Below are 26,012 nucleotides of genomic sequence, written 5' to 3'. Positions count from 1 at the left end.
CCCAGGTGGAAGCCCTATTTCTTTTATGGAATCAACAGGCTGGAACCTTGCGTTGCCCGGCTTTCCAGAATTTCATGCGCACGCTGCGCATCCTTCAGCGGATATTTCTGCTGCTCGGCGACATCGACCTTAATCACACCGCTGGCAATCAAAGAGAACAGTTCATTACTGGCCTCGGTTAATTCCTCCCGCGTGGTGATATAGCCTTGCAGGGAAGGGCGTGTCACATACAACGAGCCTTTCTGATTGAGAATGCCTAAGTTCACACCGGTAACCGCACCTGATGAGTTGCCAAAACTCACCATTAAGCCGCGGCGTTGCAGGCAATCCAGCGACCGTTCCCAGGTGTCTCTGCCCACGGAATCGTACACCACGCGCACTTTCTTACCGCCGGTGATCTCTTTTAACCGCTCGACCAGATTCTCTTCACGATAGTTAATAACCTGCCACGCGCCCGCTTTTAGCGCGCTCTGCGCTTTTTGCGCGGTTCCTACGGTGCCGATAAGTTTCGCGCCCAGGGCTTTTGCCCACTGGCAGGCAATCAAGCCAACGCCGCCAGCTGCTGCGTGGAACAGGAACTGCTCATCGGGTTTAATTTCATAGGTTTTGCGCAGCAGATAATAAACCGTTAAGCCTTTCAGGAAGAATGCCGCAGCTTGCTCAAAAGAAATTGCCGCAGGCAGAATCGCCGCTTTATCCGCAATAATGTTATGCACAGAGCTGTAAGCGCCTAACGCCGACTGCGCATAGACTACACGATCGCCTGCCTTAATATGCTTTACACCACTGCCGACTTTACTCACGATGCCTGCTGCTTCGGTGCCTAATCCGCTGGGTAGCGATGGCGGCGGGTAAAGGCCGCTGCGGATATATGTGTCGATAAAATTGATGCCGATGGCTTTATTTTCGACCTGGATTTCATTCTCCGCCGGATCGGCAGGAGTGAACTCTACGGCTTGAAGTACTTCCGGGCCACCGTGCTTGTGAAATTCAATTCGTGTTGCCATGTGTCCTCCAGAACGTATCGTCAGGGTCTGCTTCATATGGTAAAGTTTCGACCCATTCTTTATCTCGGTAACTCCATTCACTATGGCAGGAAATAAACCCTTCAACAAACAGCAGGCTGAACCCCGCGAACGCGATCCACAAGTTGCCGGGCTGAAAGTGCCTCCGCACTCGATCGAAGCGGAGCAGTCGGTGTTGGGCGGTTTAATGCTAGATAACGAACGCTGGGATGATGTAGCCGAGCGTGTGGTAGCAGACGATTTTTACACCCGCCCACACCGTCATATCTTTACTGAAATGGCGCGTTTGCAGGAAAGCGGTAGCCCTATCGATCTAATTACTCTTGCGGAATCGCTGGAACGCCAGGGGCAACTCGATAGCGTCGGTGGTTTTGCTTATCTGGCAGAGCTGTCAAAAAATACGCCAAGTGCGGCGAACATCAGTGCTTATGCTGACATCGTGCGTGAACGTGCCGTTGTCCGTGAGATGATCTCGGTTGCGAATGAGATTGCTGAAGCCGGTTTTGATCCGCAGGGGCGTACCAGCGAAGATCTGCTGGACCTTGCTGAATCCCGCGTCTTTAAAATTGCCGAAAGTCGTGCAAACAAAGACGAAGGGCCGAAGAACATCGCCGATGTGCTCGACGCAACCGTGGCGCGTATTGAGCAGTTGTTTCAGCAGCCACACGATGGCGTTACCGGAGTAAACACCGGTTATGACGATCTCAACAAAAAAACCGCTGGCTTGCAGCCGTCGGATTTGATCATCGTCGCCGCGCGTCCGTCGATGGGTAAAACAACATTTGCGATGAACCTCGTCGAAAACGCGGCGATGTTGCAGGATAAACCAGTACTTATCTTCTCGCTGGAGATGCCTTCAGAACAGATTATGATGCGTTCTCTGGCGTCGCTGTCGCGCGTTGACCAGACTAAAATCCGTACCGGGCAGCTCGATGATGAAGACTGGGCGCGCATTTCCGGCACCATGGGTATTTTGCTCGAAAAACGCAATATCTATATCGATGACTCCTCCGGCCTGACGCCAACGGAAGTGCGTTCCCGCGCACGCCGTATTGCCCGTGAACACGGCGGCATCGGGCTTATCATGATCGACTACCTGCAACTGATGCGCGTACCGGCGCTTTCCGATAACCGTACGCTGGAAATTGCAGAAATCTCTCGCTCGCTGAAAGCACTGGCGAAAGAACTGAACGTGCCGGTGGTGGCGCTGTCCCAGTTGAACCGTTCTCTGGAACAACGTGCCGACAAACGCCCGGTCAACTCCGACCTGCGTGAATCTGGCTCTATCGAGCAGGATGCGGACTTGATCATGTTTATCTATCGTGATGAGGTGTATCACGAAAACAGTGATTTAAAAGGCATCGCGGAAATTATTATCGGTAAACAACGTAACGGCCCAATCGGGACGGTACGCCTGACCTTTAACGGTCAATGGTCGCGCTTCGACAACTATGCGGGGCCGCAGTACGACGACGAATAATAATTATTTTATGAATTAGGTAATTAAAGCAAACACTTATCAAGGAACACAAATGCAAGCGGCAACTGTTGTGATTAACCGCCGCGCTCTGCGACACAACCTGCAACGTCTTCGTGAACTGGCCCCTGCCAGTAAAATGGTTGCGGTGGTGAAAGCGAACGCTTATGGTCACGGTCTTCTTGAGACCGCGCGAACGCTCCCCGATGCTGACGCCTTTGGCGTAGCCCGTCTCGAAGAAGCTCTGCGACTGCGTGCGGGGGGAATCACCAAACCTGTACTGTTACTCGAAGGCTTTTTTGATGCCAGAGATCTGCCGACGATTTCTGCGCAACATTTTCATACCGCCGTGCATAACGAAGAACAGCTGGCTGCGCTGGAAGAGGCTAGCCTGGACGAGCCGGTTACCGTCTGGATGAAACTCGATACCGGTATGCACCGTCTGGGCGTAAGGCCGGAACAGGCTGAGGCGTTTTATCATCGCCTGACCCAGTGCAAAAACGTTCGTCAGCCGGTGAATATCGTCAGCCATTTTGCGCGCGCGGATGAACCAAAATGTGGCGCAACCGAGAAACAACTCGCTATCTTTAATACCTTTTGCGAAGGCAAACCTGGTCAACGTTCCATTGCCGCATCGGGTGGCATTCTGCTGTGGCCACAGTCGCATTTTGACTGGGTGCGCCCGGGCATCATTCTTTATGGCGTCTCGCCGCTGGAAGATCGCTCCACCGGTGCCGATTTTGGCTGTCAGCCAGTGATGTCACTAACCTCCAGCCTGATTGCCGTGCGTGAGCATAAAGCCGGAGAACCTGTTGGTTATGGTGGAACCTGGGTAAGCGAACGTGATACCCGTCTTGGCGTAGTCGCGATGGGCTATGGCGATGGTTATCCGCGCGCCGCGCCGTCCGGTACGCCAGTGCTGGTGAACGGTCGCGAAGTACCGATTGTCGGGCGCGTGGCGATGGATATGATCTGCGTAGACTTAGGTCCACAGGCGCAGGACAAAGCCGGGGATCCGGTCATTTTATGGGGCGAAGGTTTGCCCGTAGAACGTATCGCTGAAATGACGAAAGTAAGCGCTTACGAACTTATTACGCGCCTGACTTCAAGGGTCGCGATGAAATACGTGGATTAATCGTTCTGTAATATTTGATTGTCTGTGCCGGATGCGGCGTGAATGCCTTATCCGGCCAATAAAATCCTAAAAATTCAATAAGTTGATGTTCTTTCATGCTCTTATAAAGGTCGTGCCTCTGGCGGATGTACGTTTGTCATGAGTCTCACTCTGTTGCTAATTGCCGTTCGCTCCTGAACATCCACTCGATCTTCGCCTTCTTCCGGTTTATTGTGTTTTAACCACCTGCCCGTAAACCTGGAGAACCATCGCGTGTTTCAAAAAGTTGACGCCTACGCTGGCGACCCGATTCTTACGCTTATGGAGCGTTTTAAAGAAGACCCTCGCAGCGACAAAGTGAATTTAAGTATCGGTCTGTACTACAACGAAGACGGAATTATTCCACAACTGCAAGCCGTGGCGGAGGCGGAAGCGCGCCTGAATGCGCAGCCTCATGGCGCTTCGCTTTATTTACCGATGGAAGGGCTTAACAGCTATCGCCATGCCATTGCGCCGCTGCTGTTTGGTGCGGACCATCCGGTACTGAAACAACAGCGCGTAGCAACCATTCAAACCCTTGGCGGCTCCGGGGCATTGAAAGTGGGCGCGGATTTCCTGAAACGCTACTTCCCGGAATCAGGCGTCTGGGTCAGCGATCCTACCTGGGAAAACCACGTAGCAATATTCGCCGGGGCTGGATTCGAAGTGAGTACTTACCCCTGGTATGACGAAGCGACTAACGGCGTGCGCTTTAATGACCTGTTGGCGACGCTGAAAACATTACCTGCCCGCAGTATTGTGTTGCTGCATCCATGTTGCCACAACCCAACGGGTGCCGATCTCACTAATGATCAGTGGGATGCGGTGATTGAAATTCTCAAAGCCCGCGAGCTTATTCCATTCCTCGATATTGCCTATCAAGGATTTGGTGCCGGTATGGAAGAGGATGCCTACGCTATTCGCGCCATTGCCAGCGCTGGATTACCCGCTCTGGTGAGCAATTCGTTCTCGAAAATTTTCTCCCTTTACGGCGAGCGCGTCGGCGGACTTTCTGTTATGTGTGAAGATGCCGAAGCCGCTGGCCGCGTACTGGGGCAATTGAAAGCAACAGTTCGCCGCAACTACTCCAGCCCGCCGAATTTTGGTGCGCAGGTGGTGGCTGCAGTGCTGAATGACGAGGCATTGAAAGCCAGCTGGCTGGCGGAAGTAGAAGAGATGCGTACTCGCATTCTGGCAATGCGTCAGGAATTGGTGAAGGTATTAAGCACAGAGATGCCAGAACGCAATTTCGATTATCTGCTTAATCAGCGCGGCATGTTCAGTTATACCGGTTTAAGTGCCGCTCAGGTTGACCGACTACGTGAAGAATTTGGTGTCTATCTCATCGCCAGCGGTCGCATGTGTGTCGCCGGGTTAAATACGGCAAATGTACAACGTGTGGCAAAGGCGTTTGCTGCGGTGATGTAATGCAGGAAAGCAGGCTGGAGCTACCCAGCCTGCAGTGAAATTAAACTGTCGTCGCTTTCACTCTTTCTTTATAGATGATTTTTTTGATGCCATCGTTCTACGTGAGAGATAATAAACGTTGTTAGTTCTTTTATTGTTAAGTTTATCCCAATTATCTGGAATTCCTTATCCTGTTTTTTTGGGTGGAGTAATAATTTCTGCACATCTAACCATTATTAAATTTAATAATAAGTATCGGGTTTGTTACGATAGAATATTTCTATATCCTCAAGAATATGCTTTGCCTTATTGCCTGTGACTTTCTGAGATTCAATTATAGTATCGTTAAATTCTAATGTTAAAGAGAACTCTTTTTTCCGCTTTGTGTAAGTTTAACCTTATATTGATTACCAATATCAAATAAAAAGGTCCTGTAATGAGAATAATCACCTTTAACCTCCTCGGCAAAACAGCAAAGCGTGCAAATATACATAAAGTCTTTCTTACCCCTGATTTTGTTAACTAAATCAATAAATGCGTGAAAAACTTTACTTGCAATAGAACTTGATACTTCTTCTCCAGGTCTAAAAAATCTTTTGCAATTTTTAACTGTGTTTCTATGTATAAAAAGAAATCTTTGGCATAAGAGATATCTTTATTATTTAGTGCATCTAGCTCAACAGGTAAAGATGTCGTTTTGTTGCTATTCACATATGATATATTCATATCATCATCTCCATCGCGAGTAATAAAATTAATCACCATTGTAGGGTAGGGGGCTGGTCAATCAGAAATCATCTTTATAAACTTCGATTGTTTTTGTAATGCTGTATCATTAAGTTCATTAAATCGTACAGCAGATAAATGTTCTATCAAATTTCGCTCATTTGCCGAGGATTCATCATAATAAACGTAAAATTAATGTATCCTTACATCGAGTAATAAACATTTTTTATACAAAAAAAGACAGGAACGTATTTACTGGGTTAAATATAATCATCCTGCTTTTCATCACAAAAACCGCAGATAATCCTTCCTTTCCCCGGCAGCTGGCGTTATGGTCAGATGGTTTTTGCAACAAATCTCACAATAAAAAGTTTCAACATACTGACTATTTAGGGAAAAATATGCGCAAGATCACACAGGCAATCAGTGCCGTTTGCTTATTGTTCGCTCTAAACAGTTCCGCTGTTGCCCTGGCCTCATCTCCTTCACCGCTTAACCCTGGGACTAACGTTGCCAGGCTTGCTGAACAGGCACCCATTCATTGGGTTTCGGTCGCACAAATTGAAAATAGCCTCGCAGGGCGTCCGCCAATGGCGGTGGGGTTTGATATCGATGACACGGTACTTTTTTCCAGTCCGGGCTTCTGGCGCGGCAAAAAAACCTTCTCGCCAGAAAGCGAAGATTATCTGAAAAATCCTGTGTTCTGGGAAAAAATGAACAATGGCTGGGATGAATTCAGCATTCCAAAAGAGGTCGCTCGCCAGCTGATTGATATGCATGTACGCCGCGGTGACGCGATCTTCTTTGTGACTGGTCGTAGCCCGACGAAAACAGAAACGGTTTCAAAAACGCTGGCGGATAATTTTCATATTCCTGCCACCAACATGAATCCAGTAATCTTTGCGGGCGATAAACCAGGGCAAAATACAAAATCGCAATGGCTGCAGGATAAAAATATCCGAATTTTTTATGGCGATTCCGATAACGATATTACCGCCGCACGCGATATCGGCGCTCGTGGTATCCGCATTCTGCGCGCCTCCAACTCTACCTACAAACCCTTGCCACAAGCGGGTGCGTTTGGTGAAGAGGTGATCGTCAATTCAGAATACTGACAGAGCGGGAGAGCGTGATGCTCTCCCGAATGCTGTTTTTTTAATCACACCTTTATCCTTTCGCTGTCTTGCTGCAAACTGATTAAGAGAGTTTTATCAAGGAGCAGCACATGTGGTATCAAAAGACGCTCACGCTTAGCGCCAAATCTCGTGGGTTTCATCTGGTAACGGATGAAATTCTGAATCAGCTGGCTGATATGCCGCGCGTTAACATCGGCTTACTGCATCTGTTGCTGCAACATACCTCCGCCTCTCTGACACTTAATGAGAACTGCGATCCCACCGTACGCCACGACATGGAGCGTTTTTTCCTCCGCACCGTTCCCGACAACGGAAATTATGAGCATGACTATGAGGGAGCAGACGATATGCCTTCTCATATCAAATCCTCAATGCTGGGAACATCGCTTGTATTGCCGGTACATAAAGGGCGTATTCAGACCGGCACCTGGCAAGGCATCTGGCTGGGGGAACATCGCATCCACGGCGGACCGCGTCGCATCATCGCGACACTACAAGGGGAGTAAAAAATGACCATTTCGGAGTTGCTACAATATTGCATGGCAAAACCAGGCGCAGAACAGAGCGTGCATAACGACTGGAAAGCGACGCAGATCAAAGTGGAAGATGTACTGTTTGCGATGGTGAAAGAAGTAGAAAATCGCCCAGCTGTTTCGCTGAAAACCAGCCCGGAGCTGGCGGAGCTGCTACGTCAGCAGCACAGCGATGTGCGTCCAAGCCGCCATCTGAATAAAGCGCACTGGAGCACCGTGTATCTCGACGGTTCGCTGCCAGATTCGCAAATCTATTATCTGGTGGATGCGTCTTATCAGCAGGCGGTGAATTTGCTGCCGGAAGAAAAACGTAAATTGCTGATGCAACTCTGAAAGGAAAAGGCCGCTCAGAAAGCGGCCTTAACGATTACAGCATCGGCTTGAGGAAGCGCGCCGTATGCGAAGCTTCGCACTCCGCGACGGTTTCTGGCGTACCGGAGACGAGGATCTCGCCGCCGCCACTGCCGCCTTCCGGTCCCAGGTCGACAATCCAGTCAGCGGTTTTAATCACGTCGAGATTGTGCTCAATTACCACAATGGTATTGCCCTGATCGCGCAGTTTATGCAGCACGTCGAGCAGTTGCTGAATATCGGCGAAGTGCAAACCGGTGGTCGGCTCGTCGAGAATATACAGTGTCTGCCCGGTGCCGCGTTTTGACAGCTCACGCGCCAGCTTCACGCGCTGGGCTTCACCACCAGAAAGGGTGGTTGCGGACTGCCCCAGGCGAATGTACGTCAGGCCAACGTCCATCAACGTTTGCAGCTTACGCGCCAGTGCAGGTACGGCATCAAAGAACTCACGCGCCTCTTCGATGGTCATATCCAGCACTTCGTGGATGGTTTTGCCTTTGTACTTAATTTCCAGCGTTTCACGGTTATAGCGTTTACCTTTACACTGGTCGCACGGTACGTAAATGTCCGGCAGGAAGTGCATCTCCACTTTGATCACACCGTCGCCCTGACAGGCTTCGCAGCGTCCGCCACGGACGTTAAAGCTGAAACGTCCTGGCGTATAACCACGCGCACGGGATTCCGGTACGCCCGCAAAAAGTTCGCGCACAGGTGTAAACACGCCGGTATAGGTCGCCGGGTTAGAACGCGGAGTACGACCAATTGGGCTTTGGTCGATATCGATCACTTTGTCGAAATGCTCCAGCCCCTGAATATCGCGATACGGTGCCGGTTCGGCGATGGTCGCACCATTCAACTGGCGTTGGGCAATAGGGAACAGCGTGTCGTTAATCAGCGTCGATTTACCGGAACCTGAAACCCCGGTGATGCAGGTAAACAGACCCACCGGCAGCGTCAGCGTCACGTCCTTCAGGTTGTTGCCGCGTGCGCCTGTCAGCTTCAGCACTTTTTCCGGATTCGCCGGAACGCGTTTCTTCGGCACTTCAATCTTGCGTTTGCCGCTCATGTACTGCCCGGTCAACGACTCCGGCACCGCCATAATCGCTTCCAGCGGACCTTCTGCGACCACTTCACCGCCGTGAACACCTGCGCCCGGGCCAATGTCGATCACATGGTCAGCGGCGCGAATTGCGTCTTCGTCGTGTTCCACCACAATCACGGTATTACCGAGATCGCGCAGATGGATAAGCGTACCCAACAGGCGCTCGTTATCACGCTGGTGCAGGCCGATAGACGGCTCGTCCAGCACGTACATAACGCCAACCAGGCCCGCACCAATCTGGCTCGCCAGACGGATACGCTGTGCTTCACCGCCAGAAAGCGTTTCTGCCGAGCGGGAAAGCGTCAGGTAATTCAGGCCGACGTTAACGAGGAATTTCAGACGATCGCCGATCTCTTTAAGGATTTTTTCTGCAATCTTCGCCCGCTGACCTGCGAGTTTGAGATTGTTGAAGAATTCCATCGCATGACCAATGCTCATGTCGGAGATAGCAGGCAGCGGCGTATTCTCGACATACACGTGGCGCGCTTCCCGACGCAGACGCGTCCCTTCGCAGCTGGCGCACGGACGATTACTGATAAACTTGGCTAATTCTTCGCGTACCGCGCTGGATTCCGTCTCTTTATAGCGGCGCTCCATATTATGCAGCACGCCTTCGAACGGATGACGACGAATGGAGGTATCGCCACGATCGTTCATGTATTTGAATTCAATGTTTTCTTTGCCAGAACCGTACAACACCACTTTATGCACGTTCGCGCTCAGGCTGCCCCACGGCGCTTCGACGTCGAACTTATAGTGATCTGCCAGCGATTTCAGCATCTGGAAATAATAGAAGTTGCGGCGATCCCAGCCACGGATCGCACCACCAGCCAGCGACAGTTCCGGATTCTGGATCACTCGATCAGGATCGAAATATTGCTGTACGCCAAGGCCGTCGCAGGTCGGGCAGGCCCCCGCCGGGTTGTTAAACGAAAACAGTCGCGGCTCCAGTTCACGCATACTGTAGCCGCAAATTGGGCAGGCGAAGTTGGCGGAGAACAGCAGCTCTTCCGCTTTCGGGTCGTCCATATCCGCCACTACCGCGGTACCACCGGAAAGCTCCAGCGCGGTTTCAAATGACTCGGCAAGACGTTGGGTAAGATCGTCACGCACCTTGAAGCGATCAACCACCACTTCAATGGTATGTTTCTTTTGCAGTTCCAGTTTTGGCGGATCGGAAAGATCGCAGACTTCGCCATCAATACGAGCACGGATGTAGCCCTGGCTTGCCAGGTTCTCCAGCGTTTTGGTGTGTTCGCCTTTGCGCTCTTTAATGATTGGCGCGAGTAGCATCAGACGCTTGCCTTCCGGCTGCGACAGCACGTTATCCACCATCTGGCTGACGGTTTGCGCCGCCAGCGGGACGTCGTGGTCCGGACAGCGCGGCTCGCCAACGCGGGCGAACAACAAACGCAAATAGTCGTGGATTTCGGTGATTGTCCCCACCGTAGAACGCGGGTTATGAGACGTCGATTTCTGCTCAATTGAGATGGCAGGAGAAAGCCCCTCAATATGATCGACGTCCGGCTTTTCCATCAGTGACAGAAACTGCCGCGCGTAGGCGGAAAGGGATTCAACGTAACGGCGCTGCCCTTCGGCATATAAGGTGTCGAAAGCGAGCGAGGATTTGCCAGAACCCGAAAGCCCGGTCACGACAATGAGCTTGTCGCGGGGGATAACGAGGTTGATGTTTTTGAGATTATGGGTGCGGGCGCCCCGAACTTCGATCTTATCCATTCACCTTTCCCGGATTAAACGCTTTTTTGCCCGGTGGCATGGTGCTACCGGCGATCACAAACGGTTAATTATGACACAAATTGACCTGAATGAATATACAGTATTGGAATGCATTACCCGGAGTGTTGTGTAACAATGTCTGGCCAGGTTTGTTTCCCGGAACCGAGGTCACAACATAGTAAAAGCGCTATTGGTAATGGTACAATCGCGCGTTTACACTTATTCAGAACGATTTTTTTCAGGAGACACGAACATGGCCAGCAGAGGCGTAAACAAGGTTATTCTCGTTGGTAATCTGGGTCAGGACCCGGAAGTACGCTACATGCCAAATGGTGGCGCAGTTGCCAACATTACGCTGGCTACTTCCGAATCCTGGCGTGATAAAGCGACCGGCGAGATGAAAGAACAGACTGAATGGCACCGCGTTGTGCTGTTCGGCAAACTGGCAGAAGTGGCGAGCGAATATCTGCGTAAAGGTTCTCAGGTTTATATCGAAGGTCAGCTGCGTACCCGTAAATGGACCGATCAATCCGGTCAGGATCGCTACACCACAGAAGTCGTGGTGAACGTTGGCGGCACCATGCAGATGCTGGGTGGTCGTCAGGGTGGTGGCGCTCCGGCAGGTGGCAATATCGGTGGTGGTCAGCCGCAGGGCGGTTGGGGTCAGCCTCAGCAGCCGCAGGGTGGCAATCAGTTCAGCGGCGGCGCGCAGTCTCGCCCGCAGCAGTCCGCTCCGGCAGCGCCGTCTAACGAGCCGCCGATGGACTTTGATGATGACATTCCGTTCTGATTTGTCATTAAAACAATAGGTTATATTGTTTTAAGGTGGATGATTAAAGCATCTGCCAGCCATAAAAAAGAAGCCTCCGTTATGGAGGCTTCTACGTATCAGGTCAAAATCATTGGCCATTGTGGCGGTGTCTGATTCATCTCTTCTATCATCACCGACTCGATGTTGTGCCAGATAGCGGTGATGTCCGCCATTGTGATGCCAAGCAACCCCATTGCGAACCAACAGGCGGAAACAACGCCCAGACCGCTGCTGATCACCGCAAGCCCGACATAATCAGACCGACGAAAACGGATGTTGAGTGTGCTGGCCAGAAACATCATTACGGCACTAAGAAGTTGCCAGCGAAGAAGAACCACGCCAGTGGTGAGGGTAGCCATCAAACAATTCCTCTGAAAAGAGCCGATGCCCTGGACAGCGCGGCGTTGTTCACGGGAGGCGTGGTACACTCTGGCTATCGCGGGGCTTGCAGAACACAAAAATGAAACACTCTGTTTGTTTCATTAATTTTGTGAACTATATCACAATTGATTGTTTGTTAGCCATATTAGGCCGTGACTTTTATTGCTGTACAGATTATGTGGTTTTTCAGTGGCATTAAGGGCATATCTTCCCGCCGCCTCTGCATTCCTGTAGGAAATTAATTTTGAATATCAATGAATTATTTTCATCCAGGTGACGATTAGAAAGGTATCAATTTCAAATCAGGCAAAAGTGCTATTTATACCGTAAGATTTATCTAAAGACGTCGGTACCCAGGGTTTTCACCTTGCAATGGCCGGGTATAAACAGGCAGGAAATTGATAGCAATGAGTCATCGTGCACGACACCAATTACTGGCGTTGCCGGGCATTATCTTTTTAGTTCTCTTTCCCATCATTCTTTCGCTATGGATTGCCTTCCTTTGGGCAAAATCAGAAGTGAATAATCAGCTCCGAACCTTTGCTCAACTGGCACTGGATAAATCCGAGCTGGTCATTCGCCAGGCAGATTTAGTGAGCGATGCAGCTGAACGCTATCAGGGGCAAGTTTGCACTCCAGCCCATCAAAAGCGAATGTTGAATATTATTCGTGGCTATCTTTATATTAATGAATTGATCTATGCCCGTGATAACCATTTTTTATGCTCATCGCTGATAGCGCCTGTAAACGGCTATACGATTGCACCGGCCGATTATAAGCGTGAACCTAACGTTTCTATCTATTATTACCGCGATACGCCTTTTTTCTCTGGCTATAAAATGACCTATATGCAGCGGGGAAATTATGTGGCGGTTATCAACCCTCTCTTCTGGAGTGAAGTGATGTCTGATGACCCGACATTGCAATGGGGTGTGTATGATACGGTGACGAAAACCTTTTTCTCGTTAAGCAAAGAGGCCTCGGCAGCAACGTTTTCTCCGCTGATTCATTTGAAGGATTTAACCGTACAAAGAAATGGCTATTTATATGCGACAGTTTATTCGACAAAACGCCCAATTGCAGCCATTGTTGCGACTTCATATCAACGTCTTATAACCCATTTTTATAATCATCTTATTTTTGCGTTGCCCGCCGGTATTTTGGGGAGTCTTGTTCTGCTATTACTCTGGCTACGTATTCGACAAAACTATTTATCTCCCAAACGTAAATTGCAACGCGCCCTCGAAAAACATCAACTTTGTCTTTATTACCAGCCAATAATCGATATCAAAACAGAAAAATGTATCGGCGCTGAAGCGTTGTTACGTTGGCCTGGTGAGCAGGGGCAAATAATGAATCCGGCAGAGTTTATTCCGCTGGCAGAAAAGGAGGGGATGATAGAACAGATAACTGATTATGTTATTGATAATGTCTTCCGCGATCTGGGCGATTACCTGGCAACACATGCAGATCGCTATGTTTCTATTAACCTGTCGGCCTCCGATTTTCATACGTCACGGTTGATAGCGCGAATCAATCAGAAAACAGAGCAATACGCGGTGCGTCCGCAGCAAATTAAATTTGAAGTGACTGAGCATGCATTTCTTGATGTCGAAAAAATGACGCCGATTATTCTGGCTTTCCGCCAGGCAGGTTACGAAGTGGCAATTGATGATTTTGGTATTGGCTACTCTAACTTGCATAACCTTAAATCATTGAATGTCGATATTTTGAAAATCGACAAATCGTTTGTTGAAACGCTGACCACCCACAAAACCAGTCATTTGATTGCGGAACACATCATCGAGCTGGCGCACAGCCTGGGGTTAAAAACGATCGCTGAAGGCGTCGAAACTGAGGAGCAGGTTAACTGGCTGCGCAAACGCGGCGTGCGCTATTGCCAGGGATGGTTCTTTGCGAAGGCGATGCCGCCGCAGGTGTTTATGCAATGGATGGAGCAATTACCCGCGCGGGAGTTAACGCGCGGGCAATAAAACTACAGGCGGTGGCGATAATCGCTGGGAGTGCGATCAAACTGCCGACGGAAAACGCGGGAGAAGGTCTGCTGCGAGACATAACCCAGGTCCATTGCGATATCAAAAATCGGACGCTCGGTGGTGCGCAACTCAACGGCGGCCAGTAACAGGCGACGTTGGCGAATGTAATCGCCAAGCGTCTGATGCGTCACCGTGCGGAACATTCGTTGCAAGTACCACTTTGAATAGCCTGATTTTTTTGCGACTACATCAATGTTAAGCGGCTGGTCAATATGCTCGTCAATCCATGCGATAAGATCCTGAATAATTTTCTGATGGGACATAAATCTGCCTCTTTTCAGTGTTCAGTTCGTTAATTCATCTGTTGGGGAGTATAATTCCTCAAGTTAACTTGAGGTAAAGCGATTTATGGAAAAGAAATTACCCCGCATTAAAGCGCTGCTAACCCCCGGCGAAGTGGCGAAACGCAGCGGTGTGGCGGTATCGGCGCTGCATTTCTATGAAAGTAAAGGGTTGATTACCAGTATCCGTAACAGCGGCAATCAGCGGCGATATAAACGTGATGTGTTGCGATATGTTGCAATTATCAAAATTGCTCAGCGTATTGGCATTCCGCTGGCGACCATTGGTGAAGCGTTTGGCGTGTTGCCCGAAGGGCATACGTTAAGTGCGAAAGAGTGGAAACAGCTTTCGTCCCAATGGCGAGAAGAGTTGGATCGGCGCATTCATACCTTAGTGGCGCTGCGTGACGAACTGGACGGATGTATTGGTTGTGGCTGCCTTTCGCGCAGTGATTGCCCGTTGCGTAACCCGGGCGACCGCTTAGGAGAAGAAGGTACCGGCGCACGCTTGCTGGAAGATGAACAAAACTAAAGCGCCACAAGGGCGCTTTAGTTTGTTTTCCGGTCTTTGTCTTTCTCTCTATCCCGCTGGTACACAGGAGGGTTTCCCCCGACGTCAACACACCTCATTCGAGCACGTGGTGGAGGTTCCGGTTGGTGTTGATGCTTTAATTGTATGTCACCGACGTTTCTTCGCCAGTGTAAAAGTATACTTTTTAACCGCAATATTTTTGTCATCTCAGACGATTTTTTATCGCAATCCTGAACGGTATACGGCTCGATAACGCTGCAATCTTGCGCACCGACGATAACGTTTGCGCATCAATTGCCTGGTTTTTCATCGTCAAGACAATAAAAGAGAAAAAAGCAGCAAACTTCGGTTGAAAAAGCCGCTATGATCGCCGGATAATCGTTTGCTTTTTTTACCACCCGTTTTGTATGCGCGGAGCTAAACGTTTGCTTTTTTGCGACGCAGCAAATTGTCGCAAACCTGGAGCAGGAAGATAACGTTTCGCTGGCAGGGGATTGTCCGCCACGCATCTTGACGAAAATTAAACTCTCAGGGGATGTTTTCTTATGTCTACGCCATCAGCGCGTACCGGCGGTTCACTCGACGCCTGGTTTAAAATTTCACAACGTGGAAGCACTGTCCGTCAGGAAGTGGTTGCCGGGTTAACAACGTTTCTGGCGATGGTCTACTCGGTCATCGTCGTTCCAGGTATGTTGGGTAAAGCAGGCTTCCCGCCTGCGGCAGTTTTCGTTGCAACCTGTCTGGTTGCCGGACTCGGTTCTATCGTGATGGGTCTGTGGGCTAATCTGCCGTTGGCGATTGGTTGCGCCATCTCCCTGACGGCGTTTACCGCATTCAGCCTGGTGCTGGGGCAACATATTAGCGTACCTGTCGCGCTGGGTGCCGTGTTCCTGATGGGTGTGCTGTTTACGGTAATTTCTGCCACGGGTATCCGTAGCTGGATTTTGCGCAACTTGCCTCACGGTGTGGCGCACGGCACGGGGATTGGTATCGGTCTGTTCCTGCTGCTCATTGCCGCTAACGGTGTCGGTCTGGTGATTAAAAACCCGCTTGATGGTCTGCCCGTTGCGCTGGGTGATTTCGCGACCTTCCCGGTGATTATGTCACTGGTAGGTCTGGCGGTGATCATCGGCCTGGAAAAACTGAAAGTCCCTGGTGGCATTCTGCTGACCATTATCGGTATCTCAATTGTCGGTTTGATCTTCGATCCTAACGTCCATTTCTCCGGCGTTTTCGCCATGCCTTCATTGAGCGATGAAAACGGCAACTCACTGATTGGCAGCCTGGACATTATGGGCGCGCTGAATCCTGTAGTCCTGCCAAGCGTTCTGGCGCTGGTAATGACGGCAGTATTTGATGCCACCGGAACTATCCGTGCCGTCGCCGGCCAGGCGAACCTGCTGGATAAAGATGGGCAAATTATCGACGGTGGGAAAGCACTGACCACTGACTCCATGAGCAGCGTTTTCTCTGGCCTGGTGGGTGCAGCTCCGGCAGCGGTATACATCGAGTCTGCGGCGGGTACGGCGGCGGGCGGTAAAACCGGTTTGACGGCTATCACCGTTGGCGTGCTGTTCCTGCTGATTCTGTTCCTCTCTCCGCTCTCTTACCTCGTTCCGGGGTATGCAACGGCTCCGGCGCTGATGTACGTTGGCCTGCTGATGCTGAGCAACGTGGCGAAAATCGACTTTGCTGATTTTGTTGATGCGATGGCGGGTCTGGTTACGGCGGTATTCATCGTGCTGACCTGTAACATCGTAACAGGCATCATGATCGGCTTCGCGACTCTGGTGATTGGTCGTCTGGTTTCCGGCGAATGGCGCAAGTTGAACATCGGTACGGTCGTTATCGCCGTGGCGCTGGTGACCTTCTATGCGGGTGGCTGGGCTATCTAATCTTTCATCGGATTCTGAAAACGGGTGGCAATGGCTGCCCGTTTTTATTTTCTCCGCACATTGTGTGAGCTTTTGCGATATTCTGAAAAAATGAGAATTCAGGCATAACGCCTTTCTCAGATCATAAAAAAACATCGCAAACAGGGAACGCATGGAAATCTTCTTCACCATACTGATAATGACCCTCGTGGTCTCGCTGTCCGGGGTGGTCACTCGTGTCATGCCCTTTCAGATCCCGCTTCCGCTTATGCAAATCGCCATCGGTGCGCTACTGGCGTGGCCGACGTTTGGTTTGCATGTGGAGTTTGATCCTGAACTCTTTTTAGTCTTGTTTATCCCGCCGTTGCTGTTCGCTGATGGCTGGAAAACGCCGACCCGTGAATTTCTCGAACATGGTCGAGAGATTTTCGGCCTCGCGCTGGCGCTGGTGGTGGTCACCGTGGTCGGCATTGGCTTCCTTATTTACTGGGTGGTGCCGGGCATTCCGCTGATCCCCGCCTTTGCGCTGGCGGCGGTACTTTCTCCGACCGATGCTGTGGCGCTCTCCGGGATTGTTGGCGAAGGGCGCATCCCGAAAAAAATCATGGGCATTTTGCAGGGCGAAGCGTTGATGAATGACGCTTCCGGCCTGGTGTCGTTGAAGTTTGCCGTGGCAGTGGCGATGGGGACGATGATCTTCACCGTCGGCGGTGCGACGGTCGAATTTATGAAAGTAGCCATTGGCGGTATTCTTGCCGGTTTTGTGGTGAGCTGGCTGTATGGTCGCTCGCTGCGATTCCTCAGCCGCTGGGGCGGTGATGAACCCGCGACGCAGATTGTTCTGCTGTTCTTGCTGCCATTCGCTTCTTATCTGATTGCCGAACATATTGGCGTTTCGGGCATCCTCGCTGCGGTTGCCGCCGGGATGACCATCACCCGCTCCGGTGTGATGCGCCGTGCGCCGCTGGCAATGCGCCTGCGCGCAAACAGCACCTGGGCGATGCTGGAATTTGTCTTTAACGGCATGGTGTTCCTGCTGTTAGGTCTGCAGCTGCCGGGTATTCTGGAGACGTCGCTGATGGCGGCAGAAATCGACCCTAACGTCGAAATCTGGATGCTGTTTACCGATATTATTCTGATATATGCGGCGCTGATGCTGGTCCGTTTCGGCTGGCTGTGGACGATGAAAAAGTTCAGTAACCGCTTCCTGAAGAAGAAGCCGATGGAGTTTGGTTCGTGGACCACACGAGAAATCCTGATCGCGTCTTTCGCCGGGGTGCGTGGGGCGATCACTCTGGCCGGTGTGCTCTCTATCCCGCTGCTCTTGCCGGATGGTAACGTCTTCCCGGCGCGCTATGAGCTGGTGTTCCTGGCGGCTGGCGTCATTCTCTTCTCGCTGTTTGTCGGCGTGGTGATGTTGCCTATTCTGCTACAACACATTGAAGTCGCGGATCATTCGCAACAATTGAAAGAGGAACGTATTGCGCGAGCGGCAACGGCAGAAGTGGCGATTGTGGCGATCCAGAAAATGGAGGAGCGTCTGGCGGCGGATACCGAAGAGAATATCGATAACCAGCTGCTTACGGAGGTCAGTTCTCGCGTCATTGGTAACCTGCGTCGTCGCGCCGATGGACGTAACGACGTTGAAAGTTCCGTGCAGGAAGAGAACCTTGAGCGTCGCTTCCGTCTGGCGGCATTGCGTTCTGAACGTGCTGAACTTTACCACCTGCGCGCCACGCGGGAGATCAGCAACGAAACGCTGCAAAAATTACTGCACGATCTCGATTTGCTTGAAGCGTTGCTAATTGAGGAAAATCAGTAAGCCGAAAGCGACGTAACCAGGCCCGAGGTAATCTGAAAAAGGTGCAATCTTTTGCACCTTTAACAGGTTAGCTCGGGCTAACATTCATGATTCTAAAACAAATAAGTTATCTCTCTTGTAAAGTCAATTCATTGGCTGTTCTTCGACTTAACCTCAATCTGCGTGTTGCATAATATCTGCAGTAATCTTCATAGCGACTGCATTAATATTATCCTCAGTTTGTGACATGCCAGTATGAGAGGTACAATCTTCTTCAAAGAATTTCTGTAGTGTTACCAGGGTATCACTATTAATGGAGATATTTTCCTCACCACGGAGAATGGTAATACCCATTCCCTGGACGCTAGCCTCATCGAAATTAACACGATAGAGACGGATATTAAACATCCAGGCTTTTGTTAAAACAGAACAGTTGAAATGGCAATTGCTTAAATTGGCATTATTAAAATTAACATTAGCCATATTAGAGTCGGTACATATAACCATTTCGAGGAATGTATTTGTTAGCCACGTACAAAAGAGTTTGCTATCAATTAAGTTTATATTCTGGAGGATTGCTTTGTTCAGATTGACGCGAGACAGATCAGCATGTTCAAAGTTAATTAAATCGAGTTTAGAGAAACTAAGGTCGGCTTTAAATAAATTAATATATGGCGCTATTACTTTATAAAGATTTACCTCAGCCATGTACGCCATATAAAAATTTGAATAGTCAAGAAAGGTATTTTTAATATTGGCTCTATTCATTGCTGCATTGTAGAATTGAACATGCATAGCGGAGCATGCATTTAGAGTTCCGTCGGCCATTTTTATCTGAGCGAAATTTGAGTCATCGAGAATACAATTATCAAAAAGTATTTTTTCCATTATGGCGTAATAAAAATTCGTTTTATACATATTACAGTCCTGGAAAATAGCGTTTTGTAGTCTGCAACCTGCAAAATTCGAATTGGATAAATCTTCATCTTTAATCACGATACCTTTCAGGCTAAGGTGTGAAAAATCGTAACCACCATTTACTGTCTGTGGAATTTCGATAGTATTATTATGGACGGCGACATTATTTATAATAATATACCACCTTAATGGATACTTCCTTTTCTTTACTAAGGTAAACTCTTCTCGTAATTCTATCGTCACATTTATTATTTGCATATAAAGCTATATCTATAAAATGTTTATGTATTTTCCTGTCCGTTTCCTTCGTGATTTTTCCTGATGGTAAACTATCATAAATTCTTTTCATTTTCTGAATCAAGCCTATCACTTTTTCATGATCATCCATCTTGAAAAGAGAGAGGGCTTTATTGTCAATTAACGTGCTTTTATGATGTTTTCTGTAATTATCTGATTTTGTTTTCTTTGTATGTGATGGACTTGTGATAGAGTGGTTATCGTTAATCTGGCAAAGAGGGAAAAACATATTATTTAAACCATTGTAGCACATAAAATATCCTTATAATTAACAAGAAAGAAAAGGCATATTCTCTGCATTATCATTTTCTACGACTGTCAAAAATCGCTCATTTTTTAATGAGTTTATTTGTTTAATATTTTGGGAAAAGGTGATGCATGCTGGAGAGGAAGAGTATTCCCCGGTCAGGCGACCGGGGAAGGGGAGAGATTAATGTGCGCGGCCTTGCTCAACGCCAAAGCCGGTCTGGGAGCGGATAAACTGCGCGCGGAACAGTTCACGCTCGCGCGCCCCTTCCGCTGAGTTATCGGTTGCCGAGAAGAACCAGATGCCGAGGAATGCCACGGTGATAGAGAACAGCGCCGGGTATTCATACGGGAAGATGGCTTTTTCGTGACCAAGGATCTGTACCCAAATCGTCGGGCCGAGGATCATCAGTACTACTGCGGTAATCAGCCCCAGCCAGCCACCCATCATCGCGCCACGCGTGGTCAGTTTCGACCAGTACATAGAAAGCAGAATGATCGGGAAGTTACAGCTCGCCGCGATGGCAAACGCCAGCCCCACCATAAAGGCGATGTTCTGATTCTCAAACAGCACGCCGAGGATAATCGCAATCACGCCGAGGATCAGTACGGTGATTTTTGATACCCGCAGCTCTTCACGTTCGGTCGCGCCTTTTTTGAAGACGTTAGCGTACAAGTCATGCGAAACCGCGGATGCGCCCGCCAGCGTCAGACCCGCAACCACCGCGAGGATAGTGGCGAAAGCAACCGCTGAAATAAAACCGAGGAACAGGTTGCCGCCCACTGCATTCGCCAGGTGAACGGCCGCCATGTTGTTACCACCAATCAGATGGCCCGCCGCGTCTTTATATTCCGGATTCGCACCAACCAGCATGATCGCGCCGAAGCCGATAATAAAGGTCAGAATATAGAAGTAGCCCATAAACCCGGTGGCGTAGAACACGCTCTTACGTGCTTCGCGGGCATCGCTGACTGTAAAGAAGCGCATCAGAATGTGCGGCAAGCCCGCCGTACCAAACATCAGTCCCAGACCCAGAGAGAGCGCGGAGATCGGATCTTTCACCAGCCCGCCCGGCTTCATGATGTCGACCCCTTTCGGGTGTACCGCCATCGCTTCGCTGAACAGATTGTTGAAGCTAAAGCCAACGTGTTTCATCACCATAAAGGCCATAAAGCTGGCACCGAACAGTAACAGCACGGCTTTAATAATTTGCACCCAGGTGGTCGCCAGCATGCCGCCGAACAGGACATACATCATCATCAGCACGCCGACCAGCACCACCGCAATGTGATAGTTAAGGCCAAACAGCAGCTCGATCAGTTTACCTGCGCCTACCATCTGAGCGATAAGGTAAAGCGCCACCACCACCAGAGAACCACAGGCCGAAAGAATACGAATCGGCCCTTGTTTCAGGCGGTAAGAGGCTACATCGGCAAAGGTGTAGCGTCCCAGGTTACGCAGACGTTCGGCAATCAGGAACAAAATGATCGGCCAGCCCACCAGGAAGCCCAGCGAGTAAATTAAGCCGTCATAGCCGGAGGTAAACACCAGTGCGGAGATCCCCAAAAATGAGGCGGCGGACATATAGTCACCGGCAATCGCCAGCCCGTTCTGGAAGCCTGTGATATTGCCGCCTGCCGTGTAGTAGTCGCTACGAGAACGTACGCGTTTTGATGCCCAGTAAGTAATGCCGAGCGTAAACACGACGAAAATCAGGAACATAATAATCGCCTGCCAGTTCGTTGGCTGGCGCTCTACGGCCCCGCTAATAGCATCCGCGGCGTTAGCTGCGAAAGGGAGTGTGGCGGCAAGCGCCGTCAGAACTCTTTTCATGATGCTTGTACCTCATGCAGGACTTCGTTATTAAGACGGTCGAATTCGCCGTTCGCCCGCCAGATGTAGATACCGGTGAGAACAAAGGAGATCACAATCACTCCAACACCAATCGGAATACCGCGTGTGACGCTGGTGTTCGGATTCAGCGGGGTGCCCAGCCAGCCGGGCGCGAAGGCGATCAGTAAAATAAAGCCGATATAAACTGCCAGCATAATAATCGACAGGATGGTGGCAAACCGTTGCCGTTTTTCGACTAACTCCCTGAAATGCGCATTGTCTTCTATCCGCTGATAAATCGTACCATTCATCACAGATTCTCCAGAGGTAATGTAGGGATTGTTTTAATTCCCGCTCCCTTATGGGAGAAGGTTAACGCTCGGGTAACCCTTGCCGAATGTAGGCCGGATAAGGCGTTATACGCCGCATCCGGCAATCAATGCCTGATGCGACGCTGTCGCGTCTTATCAGGCCTACAAACCGTTACCGACTCGCATCCGGCAATTGTGGGTTACGATGGCATCGCGATAGCCTGCTTCTCTTCAAGCAGCTTCTCGACTACGCCAGGATCGGCAAGCGTCGAGGTATCGCCCAGGTTGCTGGTATCGCCCGCCGCAATTTTGCGCAGAATACGGCGCATAATTTTGCCGGAGCGGGTTTTAGGCAGGGAGTCGGTCCAGTGCAGCACGTCTGGCGTCGCCAGCGGGCCAATCTCTTTACGCACCCAGTTGCGGACTTCTGCGTACAGTTCTGGTGACGGTTCCTCCCCGTGATTAAGCGTGACGTAGGCGTAGATCGCCTGACCTTTAATATTGTGCGGAATACCTACTACGGCGGCTTCGGCAATCTTCGGATGCGCCACCAGCGCCGACTCAATCTCCGCCGTTCCCAGACGGTGACCGGAGACGTTCAGCACATCGTCCACACGCCCGGTTATCCAGTAATAGCCATCTTCATCGCGACGCGCGCCGTCGCCGCTGAAATACATATTTTTGAAGGTGGAGAAGTAGGTCTGTTCAAAACGTTCGTGATCGCCAAACAGCGTACGCGCCTGACCCGGCCAGGAGTCGGTGATCACCAGGCTGCCTTCGGTAGCGCCTTCCAGCGGGTTACCTTCGTTATCGACCAGCGCCGGTTGCACGCCGAAGAACGGACGTGTTGCCGAACCGGCTTTCAGCTCGGTAGCGCCAGGCAGCGGCGTGATCATGAAACCGCCAGTTTCGGTCTGCCACCAGGTATCGACCACCGGACATTTCTCGTTGCCGATTTTTTTCCAGTACCACTCCCACGCTTCCGGGTTGATTGGCTCGCCCACGGAACCGAGAATGCGCAGCGACGATCGGTCGGTGCCTTCAATCGCTTTATCCCCTTCCGCCATCAGCGCGCGAATCGCCGTGGGCGCGGTATAGAGAATATTGACCTGATGCTTGTCCACCACCTGCGCCATACGGGCAGGCGTCGGCCAGTTCGGTACGCCTTCAAACATCAGCGTGGTCGCACCGCAGGCCAGCGGGCCGTACAGCAAGTAACTGTGTCCGGTCACCCAGCCCACATCGGCGGTGCACCAGTAGATATCACCCGGATGATAATCAAAGACATATTTAAAGGTCAGCGCCGCGTACACCAGATAACCGCCGGTAGTATGCAGCACACCTTTTGGCTTACCGGTAGAACCGGAGGTGTAGAGAATAAACAGCGGATCTTCGGCGTTCATCTCTTCCGCCTGGTGCTGATCGCTCGCTTGCTCAACCAGGTCGTGCCACCACAGGTCGCGCCCTTCCTGCCAGTCAATTTTCCCGCCAGTACGCTTCAGTACCACCACATGCTCTACGCTGGTGACGTTCGGGTTTTTCAGCGCGTCATCAACGTTTTTCTTCAGCGGAATACTGCGCCCGGCACGCACACCTTCGTCGGAAGTGATCACCAGTCGTGAGTTGGAATCAATAATGCGCCCGGCAACGGCTTCCGGCGAGAAGCCGCCGAAAATCACCGAATGCACCGCGCCAATGCGGGCGCAGGCCAGCATCGCAACCGCGGCTTCCGGCACCATCGGCATATAAATCGCCACCACATCACCTTTTTTAATGCCCAGCTCGAGCAGGGTATTGGCGAAGCGGCAGACGTCGCGGTGCAGCTCTTTATAGCTGATATGTTTGCTCTGGCTGGCGTCGTCGCCTTCCCAGATGATGGCGGTACGATCGCCGTTTTCTTGCAGATGGCGGTCAAGGCAGTTTGCCGCCAGATTCAGCGTGCCGTCCTCGTACCATTTAATGGACACATTACCGGGGGCAAAGGAGGTGTTTTTCACCTTCTGGTAAGGTTTGATCCAGTCAAGAATTTTTCCCTGTTCGCCCCAGAAGGTATCAGGTACGTTAATAGATTGTTGATACATCGCCTCGTACTGCTGAGGGTTTATCAGGCAACGGTCTGCGATGTTGGCAGGAATGGTGTGTTTGTGAATTTGGCTCATGCTTTTGTTCTCCTTGTAGGATGTTAATAATATGTGGCATAAGCGTTAAATGTAGGGGTATTGGCAGTTTTGTTTAGTATTTGGGCGACAGATCACGCAAAAGTAGAATTGTGCAAATAAACGGCAGGGTAATTTTTGAAGGTCAGCAACAAAAGTTGATTAATTCTTTGAGGAACATGCAGTTATGCATGCTGTTGAAAAAGAGGAAGATACTGACTAACTCTAAAGTGGTATTTTACATGCACTTACAATTGATTAAAGACAACATTCACAGTGTGGTTATTTGTTACACATAGGGGCGAGCAATGTCATGACAGTGTAGGTGCGGTTACTGTCGTGAAAAACAATAAAAACCGCCATTGCAACAATGGCGCAATTCGGATGAAGCCCCTATGACAAGGATAAAAATAAACGCACGCCGTATCTTCAGCTTATTGATTCCTTTTTTCTTTTTCACTTCTGTTCACGCTGAACAAACGGCTGCTCCCGCAAAACCTGTAACTGTGGAAGCGAAGAATGAAACCTTTGCCCCGCAGCATCCCGATCAATATCTCTCCTGGAAAGCCACCTCGGAACAGTCAGAGCGTGTTGACGCCCTGGCGGAAGATCCACGGCTGGTGATCCTGTGGGCGGGGTATCCCTTCTCGCGCGATTACAACAAGCCGCGTGGACATGCTTTTGCTGTGACCGATGTGCGTGAAACCCTGCGTACCGGTGCGCCGAAAAACGCTGAAGATGGTCCGCTACCGATGGCATGCTGGAGTTGTAAAAGCCCGGATGTGGCGCGTCTGATCCAGAAAGACGGCGAAGATGGCTACTTCCACGGTAAATGGGCGCGCGGCGGTCCGGAAATCGTCAACAACTTAGGTTGTGCCGATTGCCATAACACCGCCTCTCCAGAGTTCGCCAAAGGCAAACCGGAGTTAACCCTTTCCCGTCCGTATGCGGCTCGCGCGATGGAAGCCATTGGTAAACCTTTTGAGAAAGCCGGACGTTTCGACCAGCAATCGATGGTTTGCGGTCAGTGCCATGTGGAGTATTACTTCGACGGCAAAAACAAAGCGGTTAAATTCCCGTGGGATGACGGCATGAAAGTCGAAAATATGGAGCAGTATTACGACAAAATTGCCTTCTCTGACTGGACTAACTCCCTGTCGAAAACGCCAATGCTGAAAGCGCAGCACCCGGAATATGAAACCTGGACAGCGGGCATTCACGGTAAAAACAACGTGACCTGTATCGACTGCCATATGCCAAAAGTGCAGAACGCCGAAGGCAAACTCTACACCGACCATAAAATTGGTAATCCGTTTGATAACTTCGCCCAGACTTGTGCGAACTGCCATACCCAGGACAAAGCTGCCTTGCAAAAAGTGGTCGCGGAACGTAAGCAGTCGATTAACGACCTGAAAATCAAGGTTGAAGATCAACTGGTTCACGCTCACTTCGAAGCGAAAGCAGCGCTGGATGCAGGCGCGACGGAAGCTGAAATGAAGCCAATTCAGGACGATATCCGTCATGCCCAGTGGCGCTGGGATCTGGCGATCGCTTCCCACGGCATTCATATGCACGCACCGGAAGAAGGTTTACGGATGCTCGGTACGGCGATGGATAAAGCGGCGGATGCACGCACCAAACTGGCGCGCCTGCTGGCGACCAAAGGCATCACCCATGAAATCCAGATCCCGGATATCTCAACCAAAGAGAAAGCCCAGCAGGCCATTGGCCTGAACATGGAACAAATCAAGGCCGAGAAGCAGGACTTCATCAAAACGGTGATCCCGCAGTGGGAAGAACAGGCACGTAAAAACGGTCTGTTAAGCCAATAACCCCGTTCCGCCTCGCAAGGGGCGGAAAACACAA

20 protein-coding genes and 1 pseudogene are annotated in these 26,012 nt (G+C 50.5%); 12 read left to right on the top strand and 9 right to left on the bottom strand.

Annotated elements, in window-relative coordinates:
- Window positions 1-23: 23 nt before the first annotated feature.
- Window positions 24-1,007, bottom strand: a complete 984-nt coding sequence (locus AB4H76_RS21385) for a quinone oxidoreductase (RefSeq protein ID WP_077492760.1) — start codon at window positions 1,005-1,007, stop codon at window positions 24-26.
- Window positions 1,008-1,089: 82 nt separating this feature from the next.
- On the opposite strand from AB4H76_RS21385, the gene dnaB reads away from it, so the two are divergent.
- The 3 genes from dnaB to tyrB all read left to right on the top strand — a co-directional run bounded on the left by dnaB (window position 1,090) and on the right by tyrB (window position 5,083).
- Complete coding sequence (gene dnaB, locus AB4H76_RS21380) at window positions 1,090-2,505, top strand: replicative DNA helicase (RefSeq protein WP_000918363.1); 1,416 nt, start codon at window positions 1,090-1,092, stop codon at window positions 2,503-2,505.
- 52 nt (window positions 2,506-2,557) lie between these two features.
- Window positions 2,558-3,637: an alanine racemase gene (gene alr / locus AB4H76_RS21375; RefSeq protein WP_001147328.1), complete on the top strand. Its 1,080-nt coding sequence runs from the start codon at window positions 2,558-2,560 to the stop codon at window positions 3,635-3,637.
- 252 nt (window positions 3,638-3,889) lie between these two features.
- Window positions 3,890-5,083, top strand: a complete 1,194-nt coding sequence (tyrB, locus tag AB4H76_RS21370; RefSeq protein ID WP_000486988.1) for an aromatic amino acid transaminase — start codon at window positions 3,890-3,892, stop codon at window positions 5,081-5,083.
- Window positions 5,084-5,584: 501 nt separating this feature from the next.
- Here the strand turns inward: tyrB and AB4H76_RS21365 are convergent.
- On the bottom strand, window positions 5,585-5,788 hold the full coding sequence (locus tag AB4H76_RS21365; protein ID WP_001321562.1) for a protein YjbS: 204 nt from the start codon (window positions 5,786-5,788) through the stop codon (window positions 5,585-5,587).
- A 401-nt stretch (window positions 5,789-6,189) separates the two neighbouring features.
- On the opposite strand from AB4H76_RS21365, the gene aphA reads away from it, so the two are divergent.
- The 3 genes from aphA (at window position 6,190) to AB4H76_RS21350 (ending at window position 7,790) form a co-directional block, all read left to right on the top strand.
- The gene (gene aphA, locus AB4H76_RS21360) at window positions 6,190-6,903 is read left to right on the top strand and encodes an acid phosphatase AphA (RefSeq protein ID WP_001315956.1); all 714 of its coding nucleotides are present in this window, start codon (window positions 6,190-6,192) and stop codon (window positions 6,901-6,903) included.
- A gap of 110 nt (window positions 6,904-7,013) precedes the next feature.
- Window positions 7,014-7,430, top strand: coding sequence for a secondary thiamine-phosphate synthase enzyme YjbQ (locus AB4H76_RS21355; protein ID WP_077492759.1), 417 nt, complete (start codon window positions 7,014-7,016; stop codon window positions 7,428-7,430).
- Between the two features lie 3 nt (window positions 7,431-7,433).
- Window positions 7,434-7,790 (top strand): MmcQ/YjbR family DNA-binding protein, encoded by a 357-nt coding sequence (locus tag AB4H76_RS21350; protein ID WP_077492758.1) that lies wholly within the window; start codon window positions 7,434-7,436, stop codon window positions 7,788-7,790.
- Window positions 7,791-7,824: 34 nt separating this feature from the next.
- On the opposite strand, the gene uvrA is transcribed toward AB4H76_RS21350, so the two are convergent.
- On the bottom strand, window positions 7,825-10,647 hold the full coding sequence (gene uvrA, locus AB4H76_RS21345; RefSeq protein WP_000357740.1) for an excinuclease ABC subunit UvrA: 2,823 nt from the start codon (window positions 10,645-10,647) through the stop codon (window positions 7,825-7,827).
- A gap of 253 nt (window positions 10,648-10,900) precedes the next feature.
- Between uvrA and ssb1 the strand changes: the two genes are divergently transcribed.
- Window positions 10,901-11,437: a single-stranded DNA-binding protein SSB1 gene (gene ssb1 / locus AB4H76_RS21340; RefSeq protein WP_000168305.1), complete on the top strand. Its 537-nt coding sequence runs from the start codon at window positions 10,901-10,903 to the stop codon at window positions 11,435-11,437.
- Window positions 11,438-11,535: 98 nt separating this feature from the next.
- Here the strand turns inward: ssb1 and AB4H76_RS21335 are convergent, their stop codons facing one another.
- Window positions 11,536-11,817, bottom strand: coding sequence for a YjcB family protein (locus tag AB4H76_RS21335; protein ID WP_001295689.1), 282 nt, complete (start codon window positions 11,815-11,817; stop codon window positions 11,536-11,538).
- Window positions 11,818-12,246: 429 nt separating this feature from the next.
- Here AB4H76_RS21335 and pdeC point away from each other — a divergent pair, with 429 nt between their 5' ends.
- Window positions 12,247-13,833: a c-di-GMP phosphodiesterase PdeC gene (pdeC, locus tag AB4H76_RS21330; RefSeq protein ID WP_000019549.1), complete on the top strand. Its 1,587-nt coding sequence runs from the start codon at window positions 12,247-12,249 to the stop codon at window positions 13,831-13,833.
- Between the two features lie 2 nt (window positions 13,834-13,835).
- On the opposite strand, the gene soxS is transcribed toward pdeC, so the two are convergent.
- A complete protein-coding gene (gene soxS / locus AB4H76_RS21325; protein WP_000019358.1) occupies window positions 13,836-14,159 on the bottom strand; it encodes a superoxide response transcriptional regulator SoxS in 324 nt (107 codons plus the stop codon).
- Window positions 14,160-14,244: 85 nt separating this feature from the next.
- On the opposite strand from soxS, the gene soxR reads away from it, so the two are divergent.
- The 3 genes from soxR (at window position 14,245) to AB4H76_RS21310 (ending at window position 18,405) form a co-directional block, all read left to right on the top strand.
- Window positions 14,245-14,709 carry a redox-sensitive transcriptional activator SoxR gene (gene soxR, locus AB4H76_RS21320; protein WP_000412428.1) on the top strand — a complete coding sequence of 155 codons (465 nt, stop codon included), beginning with the start codon at window positions 14,245-14,247 and terminating at the stop codon, window positions 14,707-14,709.
- A gap of 545 nt (window positions 14,710-15,254) precedes the next feature.
- Window positions 15,255-16,604: a guanine/hypoxanthine transporter GhxP gene (gene ghxP, locus AB4H76_RS21315; RefSeq protein WP_000106882.1), complete on the top strand. Its 1,350-nt coding sequence runs from the start codon at window positions 15,255-15,257 to the stop codon at window positions 16,602-16,604.
- Between the two features lie 151 nt (window positions 16,605-16,755).
- Window positions 16,756-18,405: a Na+/H+ antiporter gene (locus AB4H76_RS21310; protein WP_000402207.1), complete on the top strand. Its 1,650-nt coding sequence runs from the start codon at window positions 16,756-16,758 to the stop codon at window positions 18,403-18,405.
- Window positions 18,406-18,558: 153 nt separating this feature from the next.
- On the opposite strand, the pseudogene AB4H76_RS21305 reads toward AB4H76_RS21310, so the two are convergent.
- The 4 genes and pseudogenes from AB4H76_RS21305 to acs all read right to left on the bottom strand — a co-directional run bounded on the left by AB4H76_RS21305 (window position 18,559) and on the right by acs (window position 24,149).
- A pseudogene (locus tag AB4H76_RS21305) lies at window positions 18,559-19,852 on the bottom strand (pentapeptide repeat-containing protein).
- 177 nt (window positions 19,853-20,029) lie between these two features.
- Window positions 20,030-21,679, bottom strand: a complete 1,650-nt coding sequence (actP, locus tag AB4H76_RS21300) for a cation/acetate symporter ActP (RefSeq protein WP_000832573.1) — start codon at window positions 21,677-21,679, stop codon at window positions 20,030-20,032.
- Window positions 21,676-21,990 (bottom strand): DUF485 domain-containing protein, encoded by a 315-nt coding sequence (locus tag AB4H76_RS21295; RefSeq protein WP_001014565.1) that lies wholly within the window; start codon window positions 21,988-21,990, stop codon window positions 21,676-21,678. Before AB4H76_RS21295 ends, actP begins: the two co-directional genes overlap by 4 nt.
- Window positions 21,991-22,190: 200 nt before the next feature.
- Window positions 22,191-24,149 (bottom strand): acetate--CoA ligase, encoded by a 1,959-nt coding sequence (gene acs, locus AB4H76_RS21290; RefSeq protein WP_000078239.1) that lies wholly within the window; start codon window positions 24,147-24,149, stop codon window positions 22,191-22,193.
- A gap of 392 nt (window positions 24,150-24,541) precedes the next feature.
- Here acs and nrfA point away from each other — a divergent pair, with 392 nt between their 5' ends.
- Window positions 24,542-25,978: an ammonia-forming nitrite reductase cytochrome c552 subunit gene (gene nrfA / locus AB4H76_RS21285; RefSeq protein ID WP_000196875.1), complete on the top strand. Its 1,437-nt coding sequence runs from the start codon at window positions 24,542-24,544 to the stop codon at window positions 25,976-25,978.
- Window positions 25,979-26,012 lie beyond the last annotated feature (34 nt).

The sequence above is a fragment of the Escherichia sp. UTM R2 genome, from assembly GCF_048593455.1.
Taxonomy (GTDB): domain Bacteria; phylum Pseudomonadota; class Gammaproteobacteria; order Enterobacterales; family Enterobacteriaceae; genus Escherichia; species Escherichia coli.
Note: the sequence above shows the minus strand (reverse complement) of the source record. Positions and strands in the feature narration are given on the sequence as shown.

Bases quoted from the DNA above. Each gene is read 5' to 3' on its own strand.
- nrfA (WP_000196875.1), top strand. From the start codon at position 24,542: ATGACAAGGATAAAAATAAACGCACGCCGTATCTTCAGCTTATTGATT.
- acs (WP_000078239.1), bottom strand. From the start codon at position 24,149: ATGAGCCAAATTCACAAACACACCATTCCTGCCAACATCGCAGACCGT.
- AB4H76_RS21355 (WP_077492759.1), top strand. From the start codon at position 7,014: ATGTGGTATCAAAAGACGCTCACGCTTAGCGCCAAATCTCGTGGGTTT.
- AB4H76_RS21310 (WP_000402207.1), top strand. From the start codon at position 16,756: ATGGAAATCTTCTTCACCATACTGATAATGACCCTCGTGGTCTCGCTG.
- AB4H76_RS21385 (WP_077492760.1), bottom strand. From the start codon at position 1,007: ATGGCAACACGAATTGAATTTCACAAGCACGGTGGCCCGGAAGTACTT.
- soxR (WP_000412428.1), top strand. From the start codon at position 14,245: ATGGAAAAGAAATTACCCCGCATTAAAGCGCTGCTAACCCCCGGCGAA.
- AB4H76_RS21295 (WP_001014565.1), bottom strand. From the start codon at position 21,990: ATGAATGGTACGATTTATCAGCGGATAGAAGACAATGCGCATTTCAGG.
- actP (WP_000832573.1), bottom strand. From the start codon at position 21,679: ATGAAAAGAGTTCTGACGGCGCTTGCCGCCACACTCCCTTTCGCAGCT.
- uvrA (WP_000357740.1), bottom strand. From the start codon at position 10,647: ATGGATAAGATCGAAGTTCGGGGCGCCCGCACCCATAATCTCAAAAAC.
- dnaB (WP_000918363.1), top strand. From the start codon at position 1,090: ATGGCAGGAAATAAACCCTTCAACAAACAGCAGGCTGAACCCCGCGAA.
- ssb1 (WP_000168305.1), top strand. From the start codon at position 10,901: ATGGCCAGCAGAGGCGTAAACAAGGTTATTCTCGTTGGTAATCTGGGT.
- AB4H76_RS21365 (WP_001321562.1), bottom strand. From the start codon at position 5,788: ATGAATATATCATATGTGAATAGCAACAAAACGACATCTTTACCTGTT.
- AB4H76_RS21350 (WP_077492758.1), top strand. From the start codon at position 7,434: ATGACCATTTCGGAGTTGCTACAATATTGCATGGCAAAACCAGGCGCA.
- AB4H76_RS21335 (WP_001295689.1), bottom strand. From the start codon at position 11,817: ATGGCTACCCTCACCACTGGCGTGGTTCTTCTTCGCTGGCAACTTCTT.
- aphA (WP_001315956.1), top strand. From the start codon at position 6,190: ATGCGCAAGATCACACAGGCAATCAGTGCCGTTTGCTTATTGTTCGCT.
- pdeC (WP_000019549.1), top strand. From the start codon at position 12,247: ATGAGTCATCGTGCACGACACCAATTACTGGCGTTGCCGGGCATTATC.
- alr (WP_001147328.1), top strand. From the start codon at position 2,558: ATGCAAGCGGCAACTGTTGTGATTAACCGCCGCGCTCTGCGACACAAC.
- soxS (WP_000019358.1), bottom strand. From the start codon at position 14,159: ATGTCCCATCAGAAAATTATTCAGGATCTTATCGCATGGATTGACGAG.
- ghxP (WP_000106882.1), top strand. From the start codon at position 15,255: ATGTCTACGCCATCAGCGCGTACCGGCGGTTCACTCGACGCCTGGTTT.